The following is a 22210-nucleotide window of genomic DNA, read 5'->3' on the forward strand; positions in this document are numbered from 1 at the left end:
CTCCGGCTGAAGGGCATCGGCCGATGACTTCCCCGCGCCGGGTCGCGGTCACCGGCATGGGCGTCTTGGCCTGGCCCGGACTCGGTCGCGACGCCTTTTGGCAGGGACTGCTGGAGGCCCCCGCCGAGGGCCGACGGGTGATGGACCACTTCGACCCCCTCCCCCATTTCGACAGCCCCAAAGATGCCCGCCGAACCGACCGATTCGCCCAGATGTCCCTGGCCGCGACCGCAGAGGCGCTGGAGCAATCCGGCGAGCTCAGCGCCGATCCCGACCGGATCGGCGTGTGGGTGGGAACCGGCGTAGGCGGCCTTCGGACACTGGAGGATCAGATCCAGGTCCGCATAGAGAAGGGCGAGCGCCGGGTTTCCCCGTTTCTGGTGCCCATGCTGATGGCCAACGCCGCGTCGGCGGCCATCTCAATGCGCTACGGCTACTCGGGGCCGTGCGAGAACACGGTCACCGCGTGCGCGGCCGGCACCCAGTCGATTGCCAACGCCGCCATGTTGATCCGCGCCAATCGCTGCGACGCGGTCATCACCGGCGGCAGCGAGGCCTCCAACTCCGCAACCGGCGAGGCCACCTTCAAGAACATGACCGCGGTCTCCAGATGCCACATCAGCCGCCCGTTCGACTTGGAACGAGACGGGTTCATCCAGGCCGAGGGTGCGGCAGTGCTGGTGCTGGAAGAACTGGAGACGGCCCGCAGCCGGGGGGCGGCCATTCTGGGCGAGATCTTGGGCGGGGCCAGCACGGCCGACGCCTACCACATCACCGCCCCGTCACCGGGGGGGGCCGGCGCGGTGCGGTGCATGGAACTGGCCCTGGCTGATGCCGGCCTGGAGCCTGGAGACATCGCCCACATCAACGCCCACGGCACCTCCACCCCGCTGAACGACGCCGCCGAAGCCGAGGCCATCCAGAAGGTGTTCGGCACCCCGGGGCCGCTGGTCACCTCGACCAAGGGAGTCACCGGTCATGCTTTGGGCGCGGCGGGCGCCATCGAGGCGGTGGCCGTGCTGTTGGCCATGAAGCACGGGCTTGTCCCCCCCACCTACGGGTATGAGACCCCCGACCCCGACATGGCGCCCATCCAGATCGTGGCCGGAACACCGGCGCCGTGGACTCCCGGGCCGTCTCTGTCCAACTCCTTCGGCTTCGGCGGGCACAACGGGACCATCGTCATCGGGCCCCCTCCTGCATGACCCGAGACCGCTGATCGACCTCTATCAGCCGGGATCCACCACTACGAACAGCAGTTCGCACTGGCAGGCCAACTCGCCGCTCACCGACGCCTTTCCCACCCCCCGGCCCCCACGGGCCGACAGACGGGTCATCTCCACCTCGAGGTCCAGGCGATCGCCGGGGGTGACCTGGCGGCGGAAACGGGCGCCGTCGAGGCCGCCGAACAGGGGCAGCTTGTCGGCGAACCGCGTGTCGTGGAGCACGATGTAGGCCCCGAGCTGGGCAATGGCCTCGGCCATCAGAACGCCGGGAAGGGTAGGACGGCCGGGGAAGTGCCCGGCAAAGAACGGCTCCTCGCCGGTGAGCTGCCAGTAGCCCTCGGCCCGCTCCCCGGCCACCATGGCGACGACCTCGTCCAGGAACAGGAACGGGGGACGGTGCGGGAGAACCTCGGCCGGAGGCCTCATGGAGACGCTCTTGTTCCGCTATTCCTCTGGCAGCGCTGCGGCCAGCTTGGCGGGAGTGTCTTTGGGGCTGATCTTGTACCAGGCATGCTCGATGCGGCCGTCGGCCCCTATCAGAAAAGCCGAGCGTACGACGCCCAGGTAGGTCTTGCCGTACATCTTCTTCTCCCGCCACACGCCGAAGGCCTCGGCGGCCTCATGGGCGGGATCCGACAACAGGGTGTAGCCGAGACCGCACTTCTCATCGAACCGCTTCTGGCGGCCGGGCTTGTCCCCGCTGATGCCCACCGCGGCTATGCCTCTCTCTGCGGCGATGTCACGCACGCCGATTGCCTGGGTGGTTCAACCAGGCGTGAGGGCCTTCGGGTAGAAGAAAACCGCCAATCTCTGTCCCGCGAAGTCGCCCAGCGACACAGCATCGCCGTTCTGATCCGTCAAAGTGAACGCCGGCGCAGGATCACCGGGTGACAACAGCCAATCAGCCATGGGGCAAACCTAGCGGATCAGGTGCCCTTGACCGCCGCCTTCAGCCGGGCGCCGGCGCTGACCTTGCAGCCTCTGGCCGCCGCGATCTCGATGCTCTCGCCAGTTCGGGGGTTCCGACCCTTGCGGGCCCCGCGCGATGTCTGCTCGAACGACACGAATCCGGTGATAGCCACCTTCTCGCCCAAGATCACCTGCTCGGTGACCGTCTTCTCCAGGCTGTTGAGCACCGACTCCACCGTGCTCTTGCTCTCGCCGGTGCGATCGCTGATGGCGCTGACCAACTCAGACTTGTTCATGGAATCCTCCTCGATAGTGAATCACAGAATTGTAATTCTTACGGCTTTGGACGCAAAGTCCTCAGAGTCAAGCAGCCCACGCGGGAAATGCAAAGTTCTTCAGGCTCAATCCAGGGCTCTGCGAAATCGCCCGATCAGCTCGCCTACGGCCGTCGGCCCCTGGTCGTCGAGCATCCGGCGAACCACTGCGGAACCCACCACTGCGCCGTCGGCCACGCGGCATACCTCCCCGGCCTGTTCGGGAGTGCCCACCCCCACGCCCACCAGCACAGGCACGTCGGTTGCCTGCTTGAGCCTTTCGGCCATGACCATCGCTGACGATGCCAGCTCGTCGCGCACCCCAGTCACCCCCAAAAGCCCCACTCCGTAGACGAATCCCCTCGTCCGGCGGCAGATTCGGCTGAGCCGCTCCTCGGAGGCGGTGGGTGCGGCCAACAGCACGGTCTCCACCCCAGCGGCATCGGCCGCTTCAGTCCACGGCCCTGCCTCTTCCAAGGGGAGATCGGGCAAGATGGCCGCGGCCACCCCTTGTTGGGCGAGAACAGAGGCGAACCTCTCCAGTCCGAAGCGAAAGGCGATGTTGTAGTAGGTCATGACCGCCAGCGGCACGCCGATGTCGAGGCGGCCAAGGGCGTCGAGCACGCCCCGCGGGGTGGTCCCGGCCGCCAGCGCCCGGTCGTTGGCCTCCTGGATGACCGGTCCGTCCATCACCGGGTCGGAGAACGGGATGCCCACCTCCACCGCGTCGGCCCCCGCGTCGGCGGCTGCGGCCAAAGCGCTCTGCCAGTTGCCCAGCCCTCCGGTGAGATAGGGAACCAGCGCCTTGCCGCCGCGGGATCGGCGGGCCCGCAGCGCAGCCTCCAAGGGCCCCATGCCGGCGCTCACCCAGCTCGCCCGCCGTTGACCACCAGCCGGCCCATCATCTGGTCGACGTCCTTGTCGCCCCGCCCGCTGAGGTTCAACAGCACCGACTGGCCGGCCAGCTCTTCTCGGGCCCGCGACACCCAGGCCAGGGCATGGGCCGGCTCCAGCGCGGGGATGATTCCCTCAGAGCGCGATAGCAGCTCGAACGCCCTCACCACCTCGTCGTCGGTGACAGTTTCATAGCGGGCCCGGCCGATGGCCGCCAGATGGGAATGCTCCGGGCCGATGCCGGGATAGTCGAGTCCGGCGGAGATCGATTCGGCCTCCAAAACCTGGCCGTGCTCGTCTTGCATCAGAAACGACTTGGACCCGTGGACGACGCCGGGCACGCCCCGGCCGATGGCCGCTCCCCCGGCCGGCTCCACCCCCACCAGTGCGGCATCGCCGTCGACGAAGCCGCTGAAGATCCCTATGGCGTTGCTGCCCCCGCCCACACAGGCGGTGACCACGTCGGGATCGGCCCCCAGCAGCCCGCGGCACTGCTCGCGGGCTTCGGATCCGATCACCCGATGCAGTTCCCGCACCATCCATGGATAGGGATGGGGCCCCATCACCGAGCCCAGGCAGTAGTGGGAGCTCTCCACGGTGGCCACCCAGTCGCGCATGGCCTCGTTGATGGCGTCCTTCAGCGTTCGGCTGCCCGACAGCGCCGACCGCACCTCAGCGCCAAGCAGTTGCATGCGAAACACGTTGAGGGCTTGGCGCTCCATGTCCACCTCGCCCATGTACACCACGCACTCCAGGCCCAACAGGGCTGCGGCGGTAGCAGTGGCCACGCCGTGCTGCCCGGCGCCGGTCTCGGCCACCAGTCGCGACTTGCCCATGCGAACGGCCAGCAGAGCCTGGCCTAGCACGTTGTTTATCTTGTGAGAGCCGGTGTGGTTCAGGTCTTCCCGCTTCAGCAGCAGGCGCAATCCGAGTTCCCCAGACAGGCGGTGGCACTCGGTGAGCGGAGACGGGCGGCCGGCGTAGTCGGCCAGCAGCCGGTTCAGCTCGCCTCGAAAGCCCTCGTCAGCCCAGGCCGATCGGAACGCAGCCTCAAGCTCCTCGCAGGCCGGCACCAAGGTCTCGGGGACGAACCGCCCCCCGAATTCCCCGAACCGACCGCCAACGGGCTCGGTCATTGCCACCGCGGTTCCTCCTCCCGCCAGTCGTAGGGGGCGTATTCATCGACCGCCTGTTCGGCCGGGTCGGGGTGGGCCGGCTCGACCCCTCGGGCGGCGCTGATGAAGGCCCGTAGCAGGGCCGGATCTTTGCGGCCCGGCGACATCTCCACCCCGGTGGCCACATCCACCCCCCAGGGACGGACTTTGGCAATTGCCGTGGCCACGTTCTCGGGGGTGAGCCCACCGGCCATAAGCAGCCTGATGCCGCCGGGGGCCCCCTCGGCCAACGACCAGTCGAACACCTGGCCCGACCCCGGGGTGTCGGAGTCCACCATCACGATGTCGGCGCCGTACCGGTCGGCCGCAGACAGGGCTGGGCTGCCGCCGGCGAAGGCCTTGATCACCGCGGGCACATCCTCTCGGATCAGGCGAGTGTCCTCCACGCTCTCCCGGCCGGAAAGCTGGGCGGCGCCGAGGCCGCAGCGGTTGACGATCTCGATCACCCGGCCGGGGGCTTCGTCTCGGAACACGCCCACAGTGAGAACGCCTGACGGGATGCGGCGGACGATCTCCTCCACTCGGGGCGGGGCGATCTGGCGGGTCGACGGGGCCATGATGAATCCCAACGCGTCGGCGCCCAGAGCGGTGGCCAGCAGGGCATCGTCGGCCGTGGTGATACCGCAGATCTTGATGAACACTGCTCCCAAAACTACCGGCTCAATATCCCAATGGATGGGTTCTGTGCCCGATCAGCGGGGGACGGCTGCTGCCTGGGCCGAGCAGCCGGCCACCTGCACCACAGCGGGCATCTCCACGGAGCGCCTGATGTAGCCCAGGGCCACGGTGGATCCGGCGGCCGCGTCCCAGGCCGCGCTGGTGACAGTCCCGATATCGGTGCCGTCGGCGACGGTGATGGGTTCTCCGCCGGGCAGGTCAACCCGGCCTTCGACGGTCAACAGCCGCAGGTAGCGAGGAGCGGTGCTGCCCCTGGAGTCCATGCGGGCGACCAGCTCTTGACCGGTGAAGCACCCCTTGGTGAAGCTCACCGTGAAGGAAACCACCTCGGCCTCGGCGGGGATGGTGCGGTCGTCGATGTCCACCCCCATGCGGGGGAACCCCGCCCTGATCCGATGCACCTCCAGGGTTTCCCGGTCGATTCTGGGAACATCCTCGGCCACCGCGGGGGCAACACCGAGCACATCGACGCCGCCAGCGGGAACCGGGGCGACGATCTCCCCGGAGACGGCCGCGCCGGTCGCGCCCGGCCCGCGCACCGCGATGCACTGCCAGTCCAGCGGCGCCAGGGTCACATCGGTGCGCAGCATGAAGCGCTTCAGCCGGGCGACCACCTGTCCCAGCGGGCCGTCGGTGTCCAAGACGAACCGGTCGGGGGCCTGCCGGGTGACCCTCACGAAGGCGTCGATGCGCCCCTGGGGTTGAAGGATCAGCGACCAGGCCGACTGGCCTTCGGCCAACGCGGCCACATCCTGGCTGAGCTGGCCCTGCAAGAAATCTTCGGCATCGGGCCCGGACACGGCCAGCACCCCTCGCTCTGCGGGGCAGGCGCCGACCGCGGCCAACCGGTCCGCGGGCCTGGTCACGCCGCACCGATCATGATGGCCGGCTCCGGCTCATCCGCCGGGCGGCGGGCACGGCCAGAAGCAGGGCCCGGGCTTTGTTGCGGCACTCCAGGTCTTCTTGTTCGGGGATGCTGTCGGCCACTATGCCGGCGCCGGCCTGCACCGATGCCCTGCCCCCCTGGATGACCATGGTGCGGATGGCGATGGCGGTGTCGATGTTCCCCGAGAAGTCCATATAGCCGACCACTCCGGCATAGGGGCCCCGCTTCACCGGTTCCAAGTCGTCGATGATCTCCATGGCCCGCACCTTGGGCGCGCCCGACACCGTGCCCGCGGGCAGAGTGGCCCGCAGCACGTCCACCGGAGTGCGCCCGGGGGCCAGATCGCCCGATACCTGTGATGTCAGGTGCATTACGTGGCTGTAGCGCTCCAGAGTCATCATCTCGTCCACCGTCTCAGAGCCGAAGGCCACCACCCGGCCAACATCGTTGCGGGCCAAGTCCAAGAGCATGATGTGCTCGGCTGCCTCCTTGGGGTGCTCGGACAGCTCGGCGGCCATGCGGCGCTCCTCCGCGTCGGTGCGGCCCCGGCGGCGAGTGCCGGCAATCGGCCGGGAAATGACCCGCCCGTCGAGAAGCTGCACCATCGGCTCCGGCGAGCATCCCACCAGCGACACCTGGGGCAGGCGCACGAAGTACATGTAGGGGCTGGGATTCACCTGGCGCAGCGAGCGGTACACGTCGAACGGCTCGGCTTGCAGGTCGAAGTCGTATCGCTGGGCCAGCACCACCTGGAAGATGTCCCCGGCGAGGATGTGCTCCTTGGCGGCCTCCACCGCGTCGCAGTAATTCTGGGCGCCCATGCTGGACACCACCTCAGGCAGCTCCCCTTCTTCCTCTGGGGATTCCAGCAGCGGCTCGGCCACTGGGCGGGCGCCGTCGGCGGCCAGCTTCTCAAGAGAGGCAGCGGCCCGGTCATAGGCGCCGTCGATCTCAGCCGATGATGCGCCGGGGGGGATGATCACGTTCTCGATAAGGGTTACCCGCTGGCGCCAGTGGTCGAACACCGCCAACTCCCCGATCACCGACAGCACCGCGTCGGGCAGTCCCTGGTCGTCGTGGGGCACGTTGGGCAGATGTTCCACCTCCCTCACCACGTCGTAGCCCAGATATCCCATGAGGCCGCCGTGCAGCGGAGGCAGCTCCTTGATTGCCGGGGAGCGCCACTGCGCCAAGATATGCTCGACGGCCGCCAGAATCCCCTGGTCGAGAGGGGTACCCTCAGGAAATTGGCCGGTGGCGGCAACTCGACGACCGCGGGCAACCAGCGTGCCGAGAGGCCGTCGTCCGATGAAGGAGAAGCGGCTCCAGCGCTCGCCGTGCTCTACCGACTCCAGCAAGAAACCTGGCTCGCGGCCCACGGTTCGCACGAAGGCGGCCACCGGGGTGGTGAGATCGGCCACCAGCTCCCGCCACACGGGGACCACCGTCCACTCGGCGGCCAGCCGGTGGAACTCCCGGCGATCCGGGCTGATCACCGACATGCCGTCTGCGTTACCGGGATGGCGGGAACTCCGAGCAATCCGAAACGACCATCGTTATGCGCCATCTCGATCACCGAGCAGGCGATACCGGCTCGTCGAATGACCGGAAGAAGCAGGAGTACTCCCCGGTGTGGCACGCCCCTCGGCCCTCCTGTTCCACGGTGAGCAGCAGGGTGTCTCCGTCGCAGTCGTAGTACGCCTCCCGCAGGTACTGGCGGTCGCCGGAGGTCTCTCCCTTGCACCAGTACTCCTGTCGAGACCGGCTCCAGAACCAGGTGCGACCGGTCTCCAGCGTGCGCTCCAGCGACTCCCGGTTCATCCAGGCCATCATCAGCACCCGCCCCCCCTGGTGCTCCTGCACGATTGCGGGCACCAGCCCGTCGTCGTTGAAAGCCACCTCGTCCAGCGCACCAGGCGCAGCCTCTATGGGCGTCGTTGCCGGCATCGCCCCATCGTAGGATCACAGTCCGTTTTGCAAAGAGCCATTTGCCCGCTCAAATCTGAGACACCGATCCATCTGCCCGCCAGACTCAGAGATACAGGCCAGTGCTGCCCTCGTCGAGGCGGGGGGCGGCCACCGCGTGGATGTCCCGCTCGCGCAAGATGAGGTAATCGGCGCCCCTCACCTCCACCTCGTAGCGGTCCTCGGGGTTGAACAGAACCTGATCGCCGCCTTCCACTGTGCGCACGTTGGGACCCACCGCAATGGCCTCGGCCCAGGCCAGCCGCTTGCCCACCTGGGCTGTGGCCGGAATGAGGATGCCCCCGGTGGACCGCCGCTCCCCCTCGGGGGCATCGAGCTGCACCAGAATGCGGTCGTTCAGCATCTTGATGGGGAGCTTGTCCTCGGGCGCGACCTTGCTACTGGAGTTTGCTGCCTTGGCCATGGGCTGACAACGCTACCGTGGCCGACATATGGCAGACGACTTCGGGCCGACCCCCACCACGCTGACCACGGCCGACGGCTTGAGCCTGGAGGCCCAATGGGCGGTTCCCCCCTGCCATCGGGCCCGGGTGGTGATCGCCCACCCCCACCCCCAGCACGGGGGCAACATGCACTCGCTGGTGGTCTCGACCTTATTCACCCATCTGATGGGGGCCGGCTGCGCGGTGCTGCGCTTCAACTTCCGAGGAGTGGGCGGCTCCGAGGGCGAGCACGATTTCGGCGAGGGTGAGCAGCTCGACGTGCGGGCCGCGGTCTCCGCCCTGGCCGCAGCAGGCGACAGCCGGAGCCTCCTGGTGCTGGCCGGATGGTCGTTCGGCGCCGATCTGGCCTTGACCTGCGATGCCCCCGAGTTGGCCGGCTGGTTCCTGGTCGCGCCCCCGTTGCGGGTGCTGGGCCACGACCGCCTCAAAGCCGCCCCCGACCCCCGACCCAAGTGGCTGGCGGTGCCCGAGCGCGACCAGTTCAATCCCCCCGAGCAGGCCCAAGCTGCCATAGCCCACTGGGCCAACGCCGAGATCTGCCCCGTCGGCGGGGCCGACCACTTCCTGGTCGGTCGCACCGACAAGCTCAACGCCCTCATCGACAGCTTCTTGGCCACCCTCTAGTGGTGCGCCGCCGGTTTGGCGCCGGGGATTGCCGCCGCCGCGGCGATGCTGCTCAGGCGTCGGCGATGTTGCTCAGTCCGCAGCGATGGTGCTCACGCGTCGGCGGGGCGGATGGGTATGCCAGCAGCGGCCATGCGGTACTTGGCCTCGGCCACGGTGTGCTCGCCGAAGTGGAAGATGGAGGCGGCCAGAACGGCGTCTGCCTTGCCTTCGAGCACGCCTTCGACCAGATGGTCCAGGGTGCCCACTCCCCCGCTGGCGATTACCGGCACGTTTACCGCCTCGACCACCGCCCGGGTCAGCTCCAAGTCGAAGCCGTCGCGGGTGCCGTCGCGGTCCATGGAAGTGAGCAGGATCTCCCCCGCGCCAAGCTCGGTTACCCGGATGGCATATTCGATGGCGTTTATCCCGGTGGGGGTGCGGCCCCCGTGGGTGAATATCTCGAACAGGAATGAACCGCCTTGGGTGCGGCGGGCATCAATGGACGCCACTGCACACTGGCTGCCGAACTCGTCGGCGATCTCGGCCACCAACTCGGGGCGGTTGACCGCCGCGGTGTTCACCGACACTTTGTCGGCCCCGGCCCGCAACAGGAGGCGGGCGTCGTCCACGGTGCGGATGCCCCCGCCGATGGTGAACGGGATGAACACCTCCTCGGCGGTGCGGTGTACCAACTCCACCGTGGTCTCCCGCCGGTCCGAAGACGCGGTGATGTCCAAGAACACCACCTCGTCGGCCCCCTGCTGGTCGTAGCGGGCGGCCAGCTCCACCGGATCGCCGGCGTCGGCGAGGTCCACGAAGTTGACCCCCTTGACCACCCGGCCGCCATCTACGTCCAGACACGGGATGACCCGGGCGTTGCTGGGCGGGGTTGCTGTGGTCACGGTCTGCGGGTTTTCCCCGGCTGGACGACCCGGGCGTTGCTGGGCCCGGTGGCCGGCGTGCTCATAAGGCCAGCGTCTCCAGGGCCTGTTCCACGGTGAAGCGGCCCTCGTACAGCGCCCGGCCCACGATCACCCCGGCCAACCGCCGGTTTCCGCCCCTGACTGCCGCCAGCGCGGTCAAGTCGCCCAGTTCCGCCACCCCGCCCGACGCGATCACCGCCAGCCCGGTGGCGGCCAGAACGGCGGCCAGCCCATCGGTGTCGGGCCCGCTCATGGTTCCATCCCGGCTGATCTCGGTAACCACGGCCGCCTCGGCGCCGGACGACTCGAATCGGGCCGCCAACTCCAGCAGATCTTTGCCGCCGGCTCGCTCCCAGCCGTGGGTGGCCACCTCCCGGCCCCGGCTGTCCAGTCCCACCGCCACGGGCTGGCGGGCGGCCACCTTCTCTACCAACCCGGGATTCTCCACCGCGGCAGTCCCGATCACCACCCGGGCCACCCCGGCTTCGGCCAGCGCGGCGGCGGCATCCAGGCTACGGACCCCGCCGCCGGCCTGCACCGGAACATCCACTGCCGCGGCAACCGCGGCGATCACCGGCAGGTTGACCGGCTCGCCGGTGCGGGCCGCGTCCAAGTCCACGACATGCAGCCACGATGCCCCGCCGTCGGCAAACTGCCGGGCCTGGGCCACCGGGTCGTCGTTGAAGATGGTCTCGTCGTCGTACGACCCCTGGTAGAGCCGCACGCAGCGGCCACCCCGCAGGTCAATGGCCGGATAGAGCTGCACCTCACGCCCTCATTGTCGGATAGAGCTGCATCTTGACATCACGCCCCCACTGCTGCGGTTCGGGCATGGTTGACGAAGTTCTCCAGCAGCCGCAGACCGGGGCGGGCCGACTTCTCGGGGTGGAACTGCGTGGCCCACACGTTCCCGTCGGCCACCACCGCGGCCACCGGACCCCCGTAGTCGCACGTGGCGACCACATTGTCGGCCATCGGCGCGGCATAGGAGTGGACGAAGTACACCCAGGCATCGCCCAAGCCCTCCAGCATGGGGTCGAGGGTTCGCGCCTCCAAGCGGTTCCACTGCATCTGCGGCCGCTTCACGGTGCCGGAAAGCAGGCGCACGGTGCCGGGAAGAACGCCCAAGCCGGCTGTGCCCGGCGCCTCTTCGGAGCCCTCGTAGAGAAGCTGCAAGCCGATGCAGATGCCCAGAAACGGACGGCCGGAAACGGCGGCGGCGCGGGCTTGCTCGTCGAGCCCGGTGTCGCGGAGCGCGACCATGCACGGCCCGAAGGCGCCCACGCCGGGCAGCACCACCCCGGCCGCCTCGGCGATCAAACCGGGGTCGGCCGTCAGCCGGGCGTCGGCACCCATGCGCTCCAGGCTCTTCTGAGCCGAGCGGAGGTTGCCGATGCCGTAGTCCAACACCGCGATGAGCGGTCGGCTCACGAAACTCCCCAGCTCACCGAGAACCATCAAGCTGGCGAATCATAGAACGCCTTTTGTGGAGGGAATGCCAGCGCCCTCCACCCGCACGGCGTCGCGCAGCGCCCGGGCCACTGCCTTGAAGCTGGCCTCGATGATGTGGTGGGTGTTGCGGCCCCGCACCAGCGTGATGTGCAGGGTCAAAGCGGCCGAAGTGGCGAACGCCCGCCAGAACTCCTCGCAGAGCTGGGGGTCGAACGGCGGATCGCCCAGTATCTTCTGGCCGGGCGGGTTCACGTCGTAGTGCAAGAAGGGCCGGCCCGACAGGTCGACCACCGCCTCCACCAGGGCCTCGTCCAACGGGACCGAGATCGAAGCGAATCGGCGCACTCCGGCCTTGTCTCCCAGGGCCTCGGCAAAGCACGAGCCCAGCAGGATGCCCACGTCTTCCACGGTGTGGTGGGCGTCGATCTCCAGATCACCGGTGGCCTCCACCCGCAGCTCGAAGCCGCCATGGCGGCCGAGCTGGCTCAGCATGTGGTCGAAGAACGGCAGGCCGGTGGTTGCCGTGCCGCTGCCGTCGCTGTCAAGGTCTATGGCGATGTCGATGCTGGTCTCGGCGGTGCTCCGAGATGCAGTGGCGGTGCGGGATGGGGTTGTCATGTCAGCACCTCGCTCAAGGCAGACAGAAACGCGTCGTTTTCGGCTGGCGATCCCACGGTGACCCGGAGGCAACCGGCCAGCCGGGGCCAGGAAGAACAGTTTCGCACGAGCACCGACCGATCCACGAGACCCTGCCAGACCCCACTCCCGCTGCCGTCGTCGGAGTCAGGGCGAAGCAAGATGAAGTTGGCCCCCGAGGGCCAGTGATGAACCGGCAGTTGGTCGAGCGTCGAGGCGATCCGCTCCCGTTCGGCTACCAGCACGGCCACTCGGTCGTTCATCTCATCCTCGTAGTCCAGCGCCAGGCGACCGGCGATCTGCTTGAACGAGTCCAGGTGGTAGGGCAGCGTCACCTTGTCCAGCTCGGCCACCACCCACGATGGGGCCACGACGTAGCCGAGGCGAGCGGCGGCCATCGACCACGTCTTGGAGTAAGTGCGGGCCACCGCCAGGGGGCGGCTCTCATCGATCAGGTCTACCGCGGTGTGAGGGTCGAACTGGCCGTAGGCCTCGTCCATCAGCAGCAGGCCGGGCAGTGCCGCAACCTCGGCTAGGAGCCTTTCCACCAACTGCGGTGGCTCCACCATGCCGGTGGGGTTGTTGGGAGAGCACAAGAAGGTGACGGCGGGGCGGTGCTCGGCCACCATGGCCGAGACGTAGTCGGCGTCCAATGAGAAGTCGTCGCGCCGCTCGCCGGTGACCACCTCGGTGGCGGCCAGCCGGGAGATGTGGGAATGGAGCGCATAGGTGGGCTCAAAAGCCAGCGCGGAGCGGCCCGGGCCGCCGAAGGCCAGCATCAGGCACTGGAGCACTTCGTTGGAGCCGTTGGCCGCGAACACCTGCTCGGGCGCCACCCGTTCGTGTTTGGCCAGGGCCGCCCGCAGCTCGTGCGCCGCCCGGTCGGGATAGCGGTGCCAATCGATCTCGACCAGGGCTGCTTGCAAGGCCTCAGCCCACCCCTCAGGCGGTGGTACCGGTGACTCGTTGGTGTTGAGCCGCACAGCCACATCGAGCTGTGGCGAGTGGTACCCGTCCATCAGAGCCACGCTCTCTCTCACCAAGAGCTGATCGGGGCTACTCATTGTCAGTTCCTCTCTGAACCTTGTCGTCGATGCCGCGCAAGCGGACCGACTGAGCATGGGCATCCAAACCCTCGGCATCGGCGATGGCGGTCACATGTGGGCCGGCTACGGCCAACCCCTCAGGGGCCACGGAGATCTCGTGCATGGACTTGACAAAGTCTCGAACGCCGAGCGCGCCGGCGAATCGGGCAGACCCGTTGGTGGGCAGCACATGGGACGGGCCGGCCACATAGTCGCCGATGGACGCCGGGGCCAGCGGCCCCCGAAAGATGGCTCCGGCGTTTCGCACCCGGTCGATGACCGCCTCTGGCGCCTCAGTCATCACTTGCAGGTGCTCGGGGGCGATGAAGTTGACGACCTCGGCAGCGGCCTCGGGGCTGTCGACCAGCACGGTGTGCCCGCTACGGCTGAATGTGGCCGTGACGTCGTCTCGTCGAGCAGCCGCCGACAGCAGCTCGGCCACCGCGGCCTCCACCGCGTCGGCGGCGACGGGATCCCAAGTAACGAGCCAGGCCAACCCGTCGGGGCCGTGTTCGGCCTGCACGATCAGGTCGATGGCGGCATATTCCGCCGGAACAGTGCCATCGGCCACCACCACCACCTCCGATGGCCCGGCAAACGATGCGGGAACGCCGACGGCCCCGGCCACTAGCTGCTTGGCGATGGCCACGTACACGTTGCCCGGCCCCACGATCACGTCCACCGCCCCAATCGACTCGGTGCCGTAGGCCATGGCGGCAATGGCCTGCGCGCCGCCCACTGCGTAAACCTCGTCGACCCCGGCGATGGCGGCCGCGGCCAAGGTGACATCGGCCACTCGGCCGTCGGGGCCGGGGGGAACGCACAGCACCACCTGGCTTACTCCGGCGGCCCGAGCTGGCAGCGCCGTCATCAGCACGGTGGAGGGGTAGGCGGCCCTCCCTCCGGGCACGTAGCAACCAGCTCGGCCTACCGGCTGGTCCCAGCTCCGGATGGCGATGCCCTGGCGATTGTGGGTCTGCTCTTTCGTAGCTTGTCCCCGGTGAAACTCGGCGACGGAGTCGGCCGCTGATTCCAAAGCAACCCGCAGCAAGGCATCGATGCCATCTCGGGCCGCGGCTACCTCTGTTGGAGAAACCTGCCAACTAAAGGGGACGACACCGTCGAACTGCTCGGTATAGAGGGCCAGCGCGGCGTCGCCGTCGGCTCGCACCACTTCGACGATCTCGCGGACCGCGGCCACCGAGCCCTCGGAAACAGGCTCAGGACGGGGAAGGCAAGCAGCTAAGTCATCTACGCCCCGCAAGTCCACACGGTCAAGCACGACCTTGAAATCTACTGGCCCACATGACCGTCCGACGAAGGGTTTGCCGCTAACAGCCGAGGGCGAACGTCACCGATTGGCAGATGTGCCGCATTGTCAGGTCGCTCAGCTTGCCGACACGGTTCGAAAGCGTGGAACGCCGCACGGTGTACAACCCATCGCAGTTCACCACCGACGCCTGGGAGACACCGGTCTCGTGCTTGTCAACTCGCACTTCGACGGCAAGCCCTCGAATCGTTGTTGTCAGCTCGGCGACCGTAACCAACTCTCGTACGTCGACAACCTCCGGTCGGGTGAGAATTACCACCGGACGGCGCTTGCCGCCGATTTCAGACCACCACACTTCGCCGCGGTTCACCCATCACTCCCCGGTTTGGGCCCATCCCAGGCGCCCCACGCCTGAGCCTCATCCCAGAAGTCGTCCGGTTCTTCCGGATGTCGCAGATAGGCCGCTCTGTCAGCCTCCCCCAGCGCGCGTCTCACGGCAGCCAAAACACCCTCACGAGCCGCCTCCGACATGTTGATCTCGAGCTTGCGAGCCTGCTCGGCTAGCTGCTCGTCAAGAGTAAACGTGGTTCGCGTTGTCGCCATCACTTGATGCTATCAGTATTGCTAGCATCGCTAATCTCCGAAATGAGCCACGCGGTTTTGCGGTAGAACCTTGGCCGTGGATGACCGGTCGATGACGGCAGATGGGGCGGAACTCAGCTCGCTGAGCAGCGTGATACGTGATCTTATGGAGCGAGTGTCGGAAGTGTCCCGGCGCTACGAGGGCACCGACCGTGAGGACGTTTCTTTCGAGCTGTACGAGGTGGAGCGAGGCTTGCGGGGAGCTACCCGCCGTCTCGACCGTCTCACCCGAAGTCTGTAAATCTGCAAACCTACCCATACCCAATGACCTGACCGGGAGAAGAAATGTTCAATCTGCGCTTCGATCTGCGGACCCCTCCATTCACCGAGGTGACCCACGGCGATCAGTACCGCGCCATGCTTGAGATGGTGAAGTGGGCCGACACCCGAGGCTTCGCCGGGGCCATCACCAGCGAGCACCACGGCACTGAGGACGGGTTCATGTCGGCACCGTTAGCCATCTCAGCCGCCATCTTGGGGTCGACCGACAACCTGATGTGTACGTTGTCGGCCCTGTTGGTGCCCTACCACGACCCGCTGCGCCTCGCCGAGGACATCGCCACCATCGACTTGATGGCCCCCGGCCGGTTGATCATTATCGCCGGGCTGGGCTACCGGGAGTTCGAGTTCGAGATGTTCGGCAAAGACCGCACCCGGCGGGGCCGCGACACCGAGGAGGCCATCAGGGTGATGCAGCAGGCCTGGACCGGGGAGCCGTTCGAGTACCAGGGCCGCACAGTGTGGGTGACCCCCAAGCCGGTGACCCAGCCCCATCCCCTCGTGATGGTGGGCGGCTCGGTGCCGGCGTCGGCCAAGCGGGCCGCCCGGCTGAGGCTGCCCTACATGCCCCCTATCGGCGACCAGGATCTGGTGGACCTCTACTACGCCGAAGCCTCCGAGATCGGATTCGAGGGGGCGTTCGCCATGGCCCCCGACGGTCCCGGCCTGGTGCTGGTGACCGAAGACCCCGAGGCGCTGTGGGCCAAGATCGGCCCCAACATGTTGTACGACGCCCAGGCCTATGCCAGTTGGCAGTACCCCGACCAGCGCTCCGGCTGGCACGTGGAAGCCGATGACGTCGCCGGCCTCAAGGCCTCCGGCCAATTCGAGGTGCTCACCCCCGGCGAATGCGTCGAGCTGGTCCGAACCAAGGGGGCGGCCACCCTGCATCCCCTGTGCGGCGGCATCGACCCCGCCATCGGCTGGGAAACCCTGGAGTTGGTTGTGGACAAGGTCATGCCCGCCCTCGCCGAGGGGACCTAGCCCGGCGCATCAGAGCCCCGGAGGGGTTGCCGGAAAACTAGTTGGCCATGTCGTCGACGATGGCTCTGCCGACATATTTTCCGGCACCGAGCTCGTCGAAGATGGTTTCCAGCTCCGACAGGGCGCCGGTGCGCCCGATGTGGGTCGTCACCTGCCCGGATGCGGCCATGCCAACCACCTCGCGCATGTCTTGCACGTTGCCCACAGCAGAGTAGATGACCGTGGCATCCAGGGCGAAGAAATGGAACGGGTTGAACTCGAATTTGCCCTCGCTGAGAGGGGGCAGCCCGACGGCCACGAAGAGTCCCTTGGGCCGCAATATCTTGAATCCGAGCTTGAACCCGGCCATCTGGGCCGAGAATATGATGCTGGCGCTCACGCCGCCGATCTCGGAGGCCACTGTCTTGGCGGCATCTTCGGCGCTGACCACCATATCGGCCCCCAGCGCCTCCACGAATGACAGGCGCTCAGCGCCGATGTCCACGCCGAGCACCTTGTAGCCCAGGGCCTTGGCCATCTGCACCGCGTAGTGGCCAAGACCGCCGGCGGCCCCGACGAGGGCCACCCATTGACCGGGGGTCACATTGTGGCGAAACAGCTTCTTGAGCGCCCCGTAGGCGGTAAGCCCGCCGCAGGCGAGGGGCGCCTGCTCGTCTCCCACCGAGTCGGGCAGCTTGACCAGAGACTTGGCCCACACGCAGAACTGTTCGGAAAAGGTGCCCATGATCCCTTGGGACTGGGCACAGTGCCGCTGCTCCCCCTGCAAGCACCACTCGCAGGCCCCGCACCAATAGCCGCCGCCGGTGCCGCCGAGCCCGAGGATTACCCTGTCGCCCACTTGGGTATAGCGGTCGGCCCCGGGCCCCAGAGCCTCAACCACTCCAACGGCCTCATGGCCCAGCGCGTCTATCTCACCGCCGACGCCCCAGTCCCCTCTGGCCAGGTGCAGATCTGAGTGGCAGACCCCCGAGGAGGATATTCGCACCAGCGCTTCCTCGTAGCCCGGCTCCGGCACCGGCACATCCAGAATTGCCAGTCCGCCATCGACCAATCGTGCTGCCTTCATTGTCGGCCATCTCCCGTCTCCAGCGCTCTTTGCGACAATCAACCCTAGTGTCCCGTTCCCCGCAGTCGGCCATCAGGCGCCGACAGAGGGACAGAAGGAGGCCAGCACGCAGTCGTGGCAGCGAGGGCGGCGGGCCACGCACACTCGTCGGCCATGGAGGATGAGGCGCAGGGAGAACTCGCCCCGCTCGGCAGCCGGCACCATCGGATTGAGCTCCAGTTCGATCTTCACCGGGTCTTTCTGATCGGTGATGCCCAAGAGCCCGGTTATGCGGGCCACATGGGTGTCCACCGGCAAGCCGGGCCGGCCGAGGGCCACGCTGCGCACAACGTTGGCCGTCTTGCGGCCCACGCCGGGGAGGCTCACTAGATCGGCCATCGCGCCCGGCACCTCGCCGTTGAAACGGCTGACTAGACCCTGTGCCATGCCCACGATGTTGCGGGCCTTGTTGGCGTAGAAGCCGGTGGACCGCACCAGTTCCTCCACATGGGCCAGGGGCGCGCCGGCCAGGTCTTCAGGGGTGGGATAGGCGGCGAACAGATCCGGGGTGACCATGTTGACCCGCTTGTCGGTGCACTGGGCCGACAAGATGGTGGCCACCAGCAGTTGGAACGGGTTTTCGTGGTCGAGCTCGCACACTGCCTCGGGGTACTCCTCGGCCAACAGCTCATGCGTGCGCCTGGCTCGGCCCTTGGGAGTGCGCGGCTTGCCCATCGCCGGGATGGTAGCGGCCCGTCTTCGGTGTCTGGAGTTGGGGCCGCTACCGTGGCCCTGTGGCGCTTACGGTTGTCCGGCCCGACCAGGGAGAGTTCGCGTTGTCGATCACGTTGGGATCCGACCAGCCCCGTGACGCCGGCGCAGCCAGCCAGATCACAGCGGTCCTCGGCCGGGCGGAGACCCCGGTGTCGGCACAGCTCTGGATTGAGGGGGCCGGTCCCAACGACGATCAATTCGCCGGCCGGCTTGGATTTGCCCCCTACCGGGACCTGTGGCGGATGCAGCGGCCCCTGCCTGCCGACCGCTCCACCGTCGCCACCCGGGCTTTTGTGCCCGGCTCTGACGAGGATGACTTCCTGCGGGTGAACAACCGCGCCTTCCACTGGCACCCCGAGCAAGGGGGCATGACCCATCGGGATTTGGCCGACCGCATGGCCGAGCACTGGTTCGACGCCGAGGGCTTCCGCCTCTACGAGCAGGACGGGCGCCTGGCCGGCTTCTGCTGGACAAAGGTCCACCCCGACGAGGTGCCGCCGGGCGGGGAGATTTACGCCATCGCCGTCGACCCCGACTTCCACGGCCAAGGCCTGGGCAAGCCCATGACCCTGGCCGGGCTCGACCATCTGGCCGACCGGGGGCTCACCGTGGGATTCCTGTATGTGGAGTCGGACAACCAACCCGCGGTGGCCACCTACCGCGGCCTGGGCTTCGACCACCACTCCACCAACCGGGCCTACCGAATAGCCCTTCAATGACCGCCGGCTCAGCACTGCCCCAAGGACAGGCCAAGGCCGACGCGGTGCGTTCGATGTTCGACGCCATCGCCCCCCGATACGACCTGCTCAACCGGCTGCTCACCTTCGGGATGGACCGGCGCTGGCGACGGCGGTCTGTTCGGGAACTGGGGCTGCCCGCCGGGGCCCAGGTGTTCGACCTGGCCTGCGGTACCGGCGACCTGTGCCGAGACTTGGAGGCTGCCGGGCTCGAACCAGTGGGATTCGACCTCTCGTCCGGCATGCTCAAGGCAGCCCAAAGGCGCCGGGAGTCGGGCAGGCTGAATGCCCCGATGGTGCTGGGCGACGCCCTGCGCCTGCCGGTCCGAGCCGGAAGCGTCGACGGGATCACCTGCGGGTTCGCCTTGCGAAATGTGGTCGACCTGGACGGGCTCTTCGCCGAACTGGCCCGGGTGGTGCGCCCGGGCGGGCGGGTATCGCTGCTGGAGGTGGCCGAACCGCCCAACCCGGTCTTGCGGTTCGGCCACGGCCTGTACTTCGGCAGGGTGATCCCCCTGGTGGGGGGCCTGCTATCGGACCGGGCGGCCTATGAGTACCTCCCCAAGTCGGTGGCCTACCTGCCCCCCGCAGAAGAGATGCTCGGACTGTTGGCCGGGCACGGTTTCGGCGGGCTGGATCATGCCCTGCTGTCCGGCGGCATCGCCCAGATGATTACCGCCACCCGCCAAGACTGACTCAGCCCATCACCATGTCGCTGCTCGCCCAACTTCTTCCCGACGCCCGCAAGCGCTGACTGCTGCTTCTGCCATGTCGCTGCTGGCTCAGCACATTCCCCCCGAAGAGCCCGATCGGATGGCGCTGGCCGACCAGCGGACCACCCTGGGCTGGGCCGAGCTCGACGGGGTGATGAACCGGGCGGTCAACCTGCTGGGCGCCCTCGATTTGGGTCCGGAGCGCCGGCTGGCGGTGTTCGCCGAGAACTCGGTTGAGGCGGTGTTGGCCTATGTGGCCGCCGCGCTGGCCGGGGCTTCGGCCGTGCCGGTTAATTTCCACCTCACCCCCGACGAGCTGGCCTACATATTGGAAGACTCCGCTGCGGCACTGCTGCTGGTGGGCCCCGAAACCGCCGAACGGGGCGTGCTGGCGGCCGCCGCGGTGTCAAGCACCACCGGCGGGCCACCCATCGCGGTGATGGGATGGCGCTGCCCCGACCATCCCGGGGTGATTCCCTGGCAGCAGCGCTTGGCCCAGGCACCCGACCGGCCTCCGCCTGCCGACATGCCGCCGGTCCCCCATCTCTTCTACACCTCGGGCACCACCGGGCGGCCAAAGGGGGTGGACGCACCCCCTGCTCTGTTCAGGGGCGGCGCCACCGTGGCGGAGTACTTCGCCACCTGTGCCACCCCCAACGCCGCCATCGGCACCCACCTCGTCGTCGGACCGATGTATCACGCCGGGCCGTTCGCAGCCACCCGGAATCTGATGGGCGGTGCTCCAGTGGTGGTCATGGGCCGCTTCGACGCCGAGGGCACCCTGGCGGCCATCGACCGCTACCGGGTGAACGCCGTGTTCATGGTGCCCACTCACTTCACCCGCCTGCTGGCCCTGCCGGCAGAGGTCAGGGATCGGTACAGAACCGACAGCCTGGTGTCGGTCACCCACAGCGGGGCGCCGTGCCCGGTCTCGGTCAAGCGGGCCATCATCGAGTGGCTCGGGCCCGTCGTGTACGAGGGCTATGGGTCCACTGAAGTGGGCGGATCGTGCCATATCAACTCCGAGGACTGGCTGGCCCACCCCGGTTCGGTGGGTCGTCCGGTTGCCCCGTTCGAGGTGCTGATCGTCGACGAGGAAGGCAACGCGCTGTCGCCGGGCCAAGAGGGGCGGGTGTACTTCGCCGACGGCAGCGGACGGGGCATCCGCTATCGCAACGCCCCGGAGAAGACGGCGGCCGCCCACTTGCGCCCCGGAGTGTTCACGCTGGGCGAGATCGGCTACGTCGATGAAGACGGGTTCTTGTACCTGACCGACCGGTTCTCCGACATGGTGGTATCGGGAGGGGTGAACATCTATCCGGCTGAAGCCGAGAAAGTGCTGGTGGAGCACCCCGGGGTGGCCGACGCGGCCTGCATCGGGGTGCCGGATGAGGAGATGGGGGAGCAGCTCAAGGCCCTAGTCGTGCCAACCGGCCCGGCCCAGCCGGTCTCGGAGGCCGAGATCATCGCCTTTTGCCGCGACCGCATCGCCCACTACAAGTGCCCTCGATCGGTGGAGTTCGTCAGCGAAGAGCTCTTGGGCCGCTCCGCCATGGGCAAGATCAACAAGCAGGCTCTGCGGGCCCCCTATTGGAAGGGCTGGAGCACGGCGCAGCCAGGGGCCTCCGGGCAGCCGGCCGGCGCGTCCCCCGTTTCGAGGGCTAGAGGGCCAGTCCCGCCGCGAGCAGAGCGCCAAACACCACATGAAGGCGAGCAGTCTGGTTGAGCAGGGGGGATTTGGGCGCCCGGGAAAGAGCGAGGCCCATAGCGGGGATGGCAAACACCAGCGAGGCCAAAGCAATCGGGGCCCAGGGACGGACAACGGCCAGCGAGGCTGTCACCGCGAAGGCAGCCACCACCAAGGCGGCGTAGAACCAGCCGGCTCGGCGCTCCCCGAGGCGAACAGCCAAGGTTGACTTGCCTGATTCCCGGTCCGGGGGAATGTCGCGCAGGTTGTTGGCCATCAACAGCGCGGAGGCCATCAGGCCCACCGGCACCGCGGCAGCCGCGGCCAGCGCCGTGAGCTCCTCGGTCTGCACGAAGGCCGCGCCCACAGTGGCCACCAGCCCGAAGAACACGAAGACGAACAGCTCGCCGAAGCCGGAATAGCCGTAGGGCCGCCGACCACCGGTGTAGAACCACGCGGCGACTATGCAGGCCAGCCCCACCGCCACCAGCCAAAGAGCCACCGCAACCGCCAGGGCCAACCCGGCTGCCGCCGCTGCTGCGAACGCGCCGAATGCGGCTCGGCGCACCAAAGCGGGCGCCACCGCGCCACCGCCCACCAGCCGGGCCGGTCCCACCCGATTGGCGTCGGTGCCCCGGATGCCGTCGGAGTAGTCGTTGGCGTAATTCACCCCCACTTGGAGGGCCACCGCCACAATGAGGGCAGCCACGGCCCGCCACCACACCACATCGGGGGCCGCTGCCGCCGTGCCCACCGCCACCGGCACCAGCGCCGCGGGAAGGGTCCGGGGTCGAGCCCCCTGAATCCAAAGCCTCATTGCCGCCTCGCTCCTGTAAGTCTTGTCCATCGCCGGCGTTCGTTAGTGT

The 22210-nt window shown here is 67.9% G+C and carries 28 protein-coding genes; 7 read left to right on the plus strand and 21 right to left on the minus strand.

From position 1 onward, the window contains the following. Positions 1-23: 23 nt before the first annotated feature. Positions 24-1205 (plus strand): beta-ketoacyl-[acyl-carrier-protein] synthase family protein, encoded by a 1182-nt coding sequence (locus ACOGXA_RS05350; protein WP_419926246.1) that lies wholly within the window; start codon positions 24-26, stop codon positions 1203-1205. Between the two features lie 24 nt (positions 1206-1229). Here ACOGXA_RS05350 and fabZ read toward each other — a convergent pair whose 3' ends face one another. The 10 genes from fabZ to ACOGXA_RS05400 all read right to left on the minus strand — a co-directional run bounded on the left by fabZ (position 1230) and on the right by ACOGXA_RS05400 (position 8471). Then, on the minus strand, positions 1230-1652 hold the full coding sequence (gene fabZ / locus ACOGXA_RS05355) for a 3-hydroxyacyl-ACP dehydratase FabZ (protein ID WP_419926247.1): 423 nt from the start codon (positions 1650-1652) through the stop codon (positions 1230-1232). 18 nt (positions 1653-1670) lie between these two features. Beyond that, positions 1671-2135 (minus strand): thioredoxin-dependent thiol peroxidase, encoded by a 465-nt coding sequence (bcp, locus tag ACOGXA_RS05360; RefSeq protein WP_419926248.1) that lies wholly within the window; start codon positions 2133-2135, stop codon positions 1671-1673. A gap of 17 nt (positions 2136-2152) precedes the next feature. Then, a complete protein-coding gene (locus ACOGXA_RS05365; RefSeq protein ID WP_419926249.1) occupies positions 2153-2431 on the minus strand; it encodes an HU family DNA-binding protein in 279 nt (92 codons plus the stop codon). 105 nt (positions 2432-2536) lie between these two features. Continuing rightward, entirely contained in the window at positions 2537-3316 is a 780-nt protein-coding gene (gene trpA / locus ACOGXA_RS05370) for a tryptophan synthase subunit alpha (RefSeq protein WP_419926250.1), read from the minus strand. Then, on the minus strand, positions 3313-4479 hold the full coding sequence (gene trpB, locus ACOGXA_RS05375) for a tryptophan synthase subunit beta (protein WP_419926251.1): 1167 nt from the start codon (positions 4477-4479) through the stop codon (positions 3313-3315). Before trpB ends, trpA begins: the two co-directional genes overlap by 4 nt. Beyond that, the gene (locus ACOGXA_RS05380) at positions 4476-5159 is read right to left on the minus strand and encodes a phosphoribosylanthranilate isomerase (RefSeq protein ID WP_419926252.1); all 684 of its coding nucleotides are present in this window, start codon (positions 5157-5159) and stop codon (positions 4476-4478) included. The genes trpB and ACOGXA_RS05380 overlap by 4 nt, the downstream gene beginning before the upstream one ends. Before the next feature lie 51 nt (positions 5160-5210). After that, a complete protein-coding gene (locus tag ACOGXA_RS05385; RefSeq protein ID WP_419926253.1) occupies positions 5211-6062 on the minus strand; it encodes a YgfZ/GcvT domain-containing protein in 852 nt (283 codons plus the stop codon). Between the two features lie 10 nt (positions 6063-6072). Beyond that, on the minus strand, positions 6073-7584 hold the full coding sequence (gene trpE, locus ACOGXA_RS05390) for an anthranilate synthase component I (RefSeq protein WP_419926254.1): 1512 nt from the start codon (positions 7582-7584) through the stop codon (positions 6073-6075). A gap of 70 nt (positions 7585-7654) precedes the next feature. Continuing rightward, positions 7655-8029, minus strand: a complete 375-nt coding sequence (gene hisI, locus ACOGXA_RS05395) for a phosphoribosyl-AMP cyclohydrolase (protein WP_419926255.1) — start codon at positions 8027-8029, stop codon at positions 7655-7657. Positions 8030-8114: 85 nt separating this feature from the next. Then, positions 8115-8471 (minus strand): GroES family chaperonin, encoded by a 357-nt coding sequence (locus tag ACOGXA_RS05400; RefSeq protein WP_419926256.1) that lies wholly within the window; start codon positions 8469-8471, stop codon positions 8115-8117. Between the two features lie 28 nt (positions 8472-8499). On the opposite strand from ACOGXA_RS05400, the gene ACOGXA_RS05405 reads away from it, so the two are divergent. After that, positions 8500-9135 (plus strand): alpha/beta hydrolase, encoded by a 636-nt coding sequence (locus ACOGXA_RS05405; protein ID WP_419926257.1) that lies wholly within the window; start codon positions 8500-8502, stop codon positions 9133-9135. A gap of 92 nt (positions 9136-9227) precedes the next feature. Here the strand turns inward: ACOGXA_RS05405 and hisF are convergent, their stop codons facing one another. The 8 genes from hisF to ACOGXA_RS05445 form a co-directional block, all read right to left on the minus strand. After that, positions 9228-10019: an imidazole glycerol phosphate synthase subunit HisF gene (hisF, locus tag ACOGXA_RS05410; protein WP_419926258.1), complete on the minus strand. Its 792-nt coding sequence runs from the start codon at positions 10017-10019 to the stop codon at positions 9228-9230. 61 nt (positions 10020-10080) lie between these two features. Beyond that, entirely contained in the window at positions 10081-10806 is a 726-nt protein-coding gene (hisA, locus tag ACOGXA_RS05415; protein WP_419926259.1) for a 1-(5-phosphoribosyl)-5-[(5-phosphoribosylamino)methylideneamino]imidazole-4-carboxamide isomerase, read from the minus strand. Positions 10807-10844: 38 nt separating this feature from the next. After that, complete coding sequence (hisH, locus tag ACOGXA_RS05420) at positions 10845-11498, minus strand: imidazole glycerol phosphate synthase subunit HisH (protein WP_419927048.1); 654 nt, start codon at positions 11496-11498, stop codon at positions 10845-10847. 12 nt (positions 11499-11510) lie between these two features. After that, positions 11511-12110, minus strand: coding sequence for an imidazoleglycerol-phosphate dehydratase HisB (hisB, locus tag ACOGXA_RS05425; RefSeq protein WP_419926260.1), 600 nt, complete (start codon positions 12108-12110; stop codon positions 11511-11513). Beyond that, a complete protein-coding gene (hisC, locus tag ACOGXA_RS05430) occupies positions 12107-13192 on the minus strand; it encodes a histidinol-phosphate transaminase (protein ID WP_419926261.1) in 1086 nt (361 codons plus the stop codon). The genes hisB and hisC overlap by 4 nt, the downstream gene beginning before the upstream one ends. After that, positions 13185-14495, minus strand: a complete 1311-nt coding sequence (gene hisD / locus ACOGXA_RS05435) for a histidinol dehydrogenase (protein WP_419926262.1) — start codon at positions 14493-14495, stop codon at positions 13185-13187. The genes hisC and hisD overlap by 8 nt, the downstream gene beginning before the upstream one ends. A 49-nt stretch (positions 14496-14544) precedes the next feature. After that, the gene (locus ACOGXA_RS05440; protein WP_419926263.1) at positions 14545-14853 is read right to left on the minus strand and encodes a type II toxin-antitoxin system PemK/MazF family toxin; all 309 of its coding nucleotides are present in this window, start codon (positions 14851-14853) and stop codon (positions 14545-14547) included. Next, a complete protein-coding gene (locus ACOGXA_RS05445) occupies positions 14850-15086 on the minus strand; it encodes a type II toxin-antitoxin system CcdA family antitoxin (RefSeq protein ID WP_419926264.1) in 237 nt (78 codons plus the stop codon). Before ACOGXA_RS05445 ends, ACOGXA_RS05440 begins: the two co-directional genes overlap by 4 nt. Positions 15087-15162: 76 nt before the next feature. Between ACOGXA_RS05445 and ACOGXA_RS05450 the strand changes: the two genes are divergently transcribed. Both ACOGXA_RS05450 and ACOGXA_RS05455 read left to right on the plus strand, forming a co-directional pair. Then, entirely contained in the window at positions 15163-15366 is a 204-nt protein-coding gene (locus tag ACOGXA_RS05450) for a hypothetical protein (protein ID WP_419926265.1), read from the plus strand. 44 nt (positions 15367-15410) lie between these two features. After that, positions 15411-16388, plus strand: coding sequence for an LLM class flavin-dependent oxidoreductase (locus ACOGXA_RS05455; protein ID WP_419926266.1), 978 nt, complete (start codon positions 15411-15413; stop codon positions 16386-16388). Positions 16389-16425: 37 nt separating this feature from the next. On the opposite strand, the gene ACOGXA_RS05460 is transcribed toward ACOGXA_RS05455, so the two are convergent. Beyond that, a complete protein-coding gene (locus tag ACOGXA_RS05460) occupies positions 16426-17454 on the minus strand; it encodes a zinc-binding dehydrogenase (RefSeq protein WP_419926267.1) in 1029 nt (342 codons plus the stop codon). Between the two features lie 72 nt (positions 17455-17526). Next, positions 17527-18168: an endonuclease III gene (gene nth, locus ACOGXA_RS05465; RefSeq protein ID WP_419926268.1), complete on the minus strand. Its 642-nt coding sequence runs from the start codon at positions 18166-18168 to the stop codon at positions 17527-17529. Positions 18169-18227: 59 nt separating this feature from the next. On the opposite strand from nth, the gene mshD reads away from it, so the two are divergent. The 3 genes from mshD (at position 18228) to ACOGXA_RS05480 (ending at position 21383) form a co-directional block, all read left to right on the plus strand. Further along, on the plus strand, positions 18228-18926 hold the full coding sequence (gene mshD / locus ACOGXA_RS05470; RefSeq protein ID WP_419926269.1) for a mycothiol synthase: 699 nt from the start codon (positions 18228-18230) through the stop codon (positions 18924-18926). Beyond that, a complete protein-coding gene (locus tag ACOGXA_RS05475; protein WP_419926270.1) occupies positions 18923-19639 on the plus strand; it encodes a ubiquinone/menaquinone biosynthesis methyltransferase in 717 nt (238 codons plus the stop codon). Before mshD ends, ACOGXA_RS05475 begins: the two co-directional genes overlap by 4 nt. A 73-nt stretch (positions 19640-19712) precedes the next feature. After that, positions 19713-21383, plus strand: coding sequence for an AMP-binding protein (locus tag ACOGXA_RS05480; RefSeq protein ID WP_419926271.1), 1671 nt, complete (start codon positions 19713-19715; stop codon positions 21381-21383). On the opposite strand, the gene ACOGXA_RS05485 is transcribed toward ACOGXA_RS05480, so the two are convergent. Then, positions 21319-22161 carry a 1,4-dihydroxy-2-naphthoate polyprenyltransferase gene (locus ACOGXA_RS05485; protein ID WP_419926272.1) on the minus strand — a complete coding sequence of 281 codons (843 nt, stop codon included), beginning with the start codon at positions 22159-22161 and terminating at the stop codon, positions 21319-21321. The two genes, ACOGXA_RS05480 and ACOGXA_RS05485, sit on opposite strands and share 65 nt — an antisense overlap. Between the last annotated feature and the right edge of the window lie 49 nt (positions 22162-22210).

It is taken from the genome of Candidatus Poriferisocius sp., from assembly GCF_965208475.1.
In the GTDB taxonomy this organism is placed as follows: Bacteria; Actinomycetota; Acidimicrobiia; order Acidimicrobiales; family Bin134; genus Poriferisocius.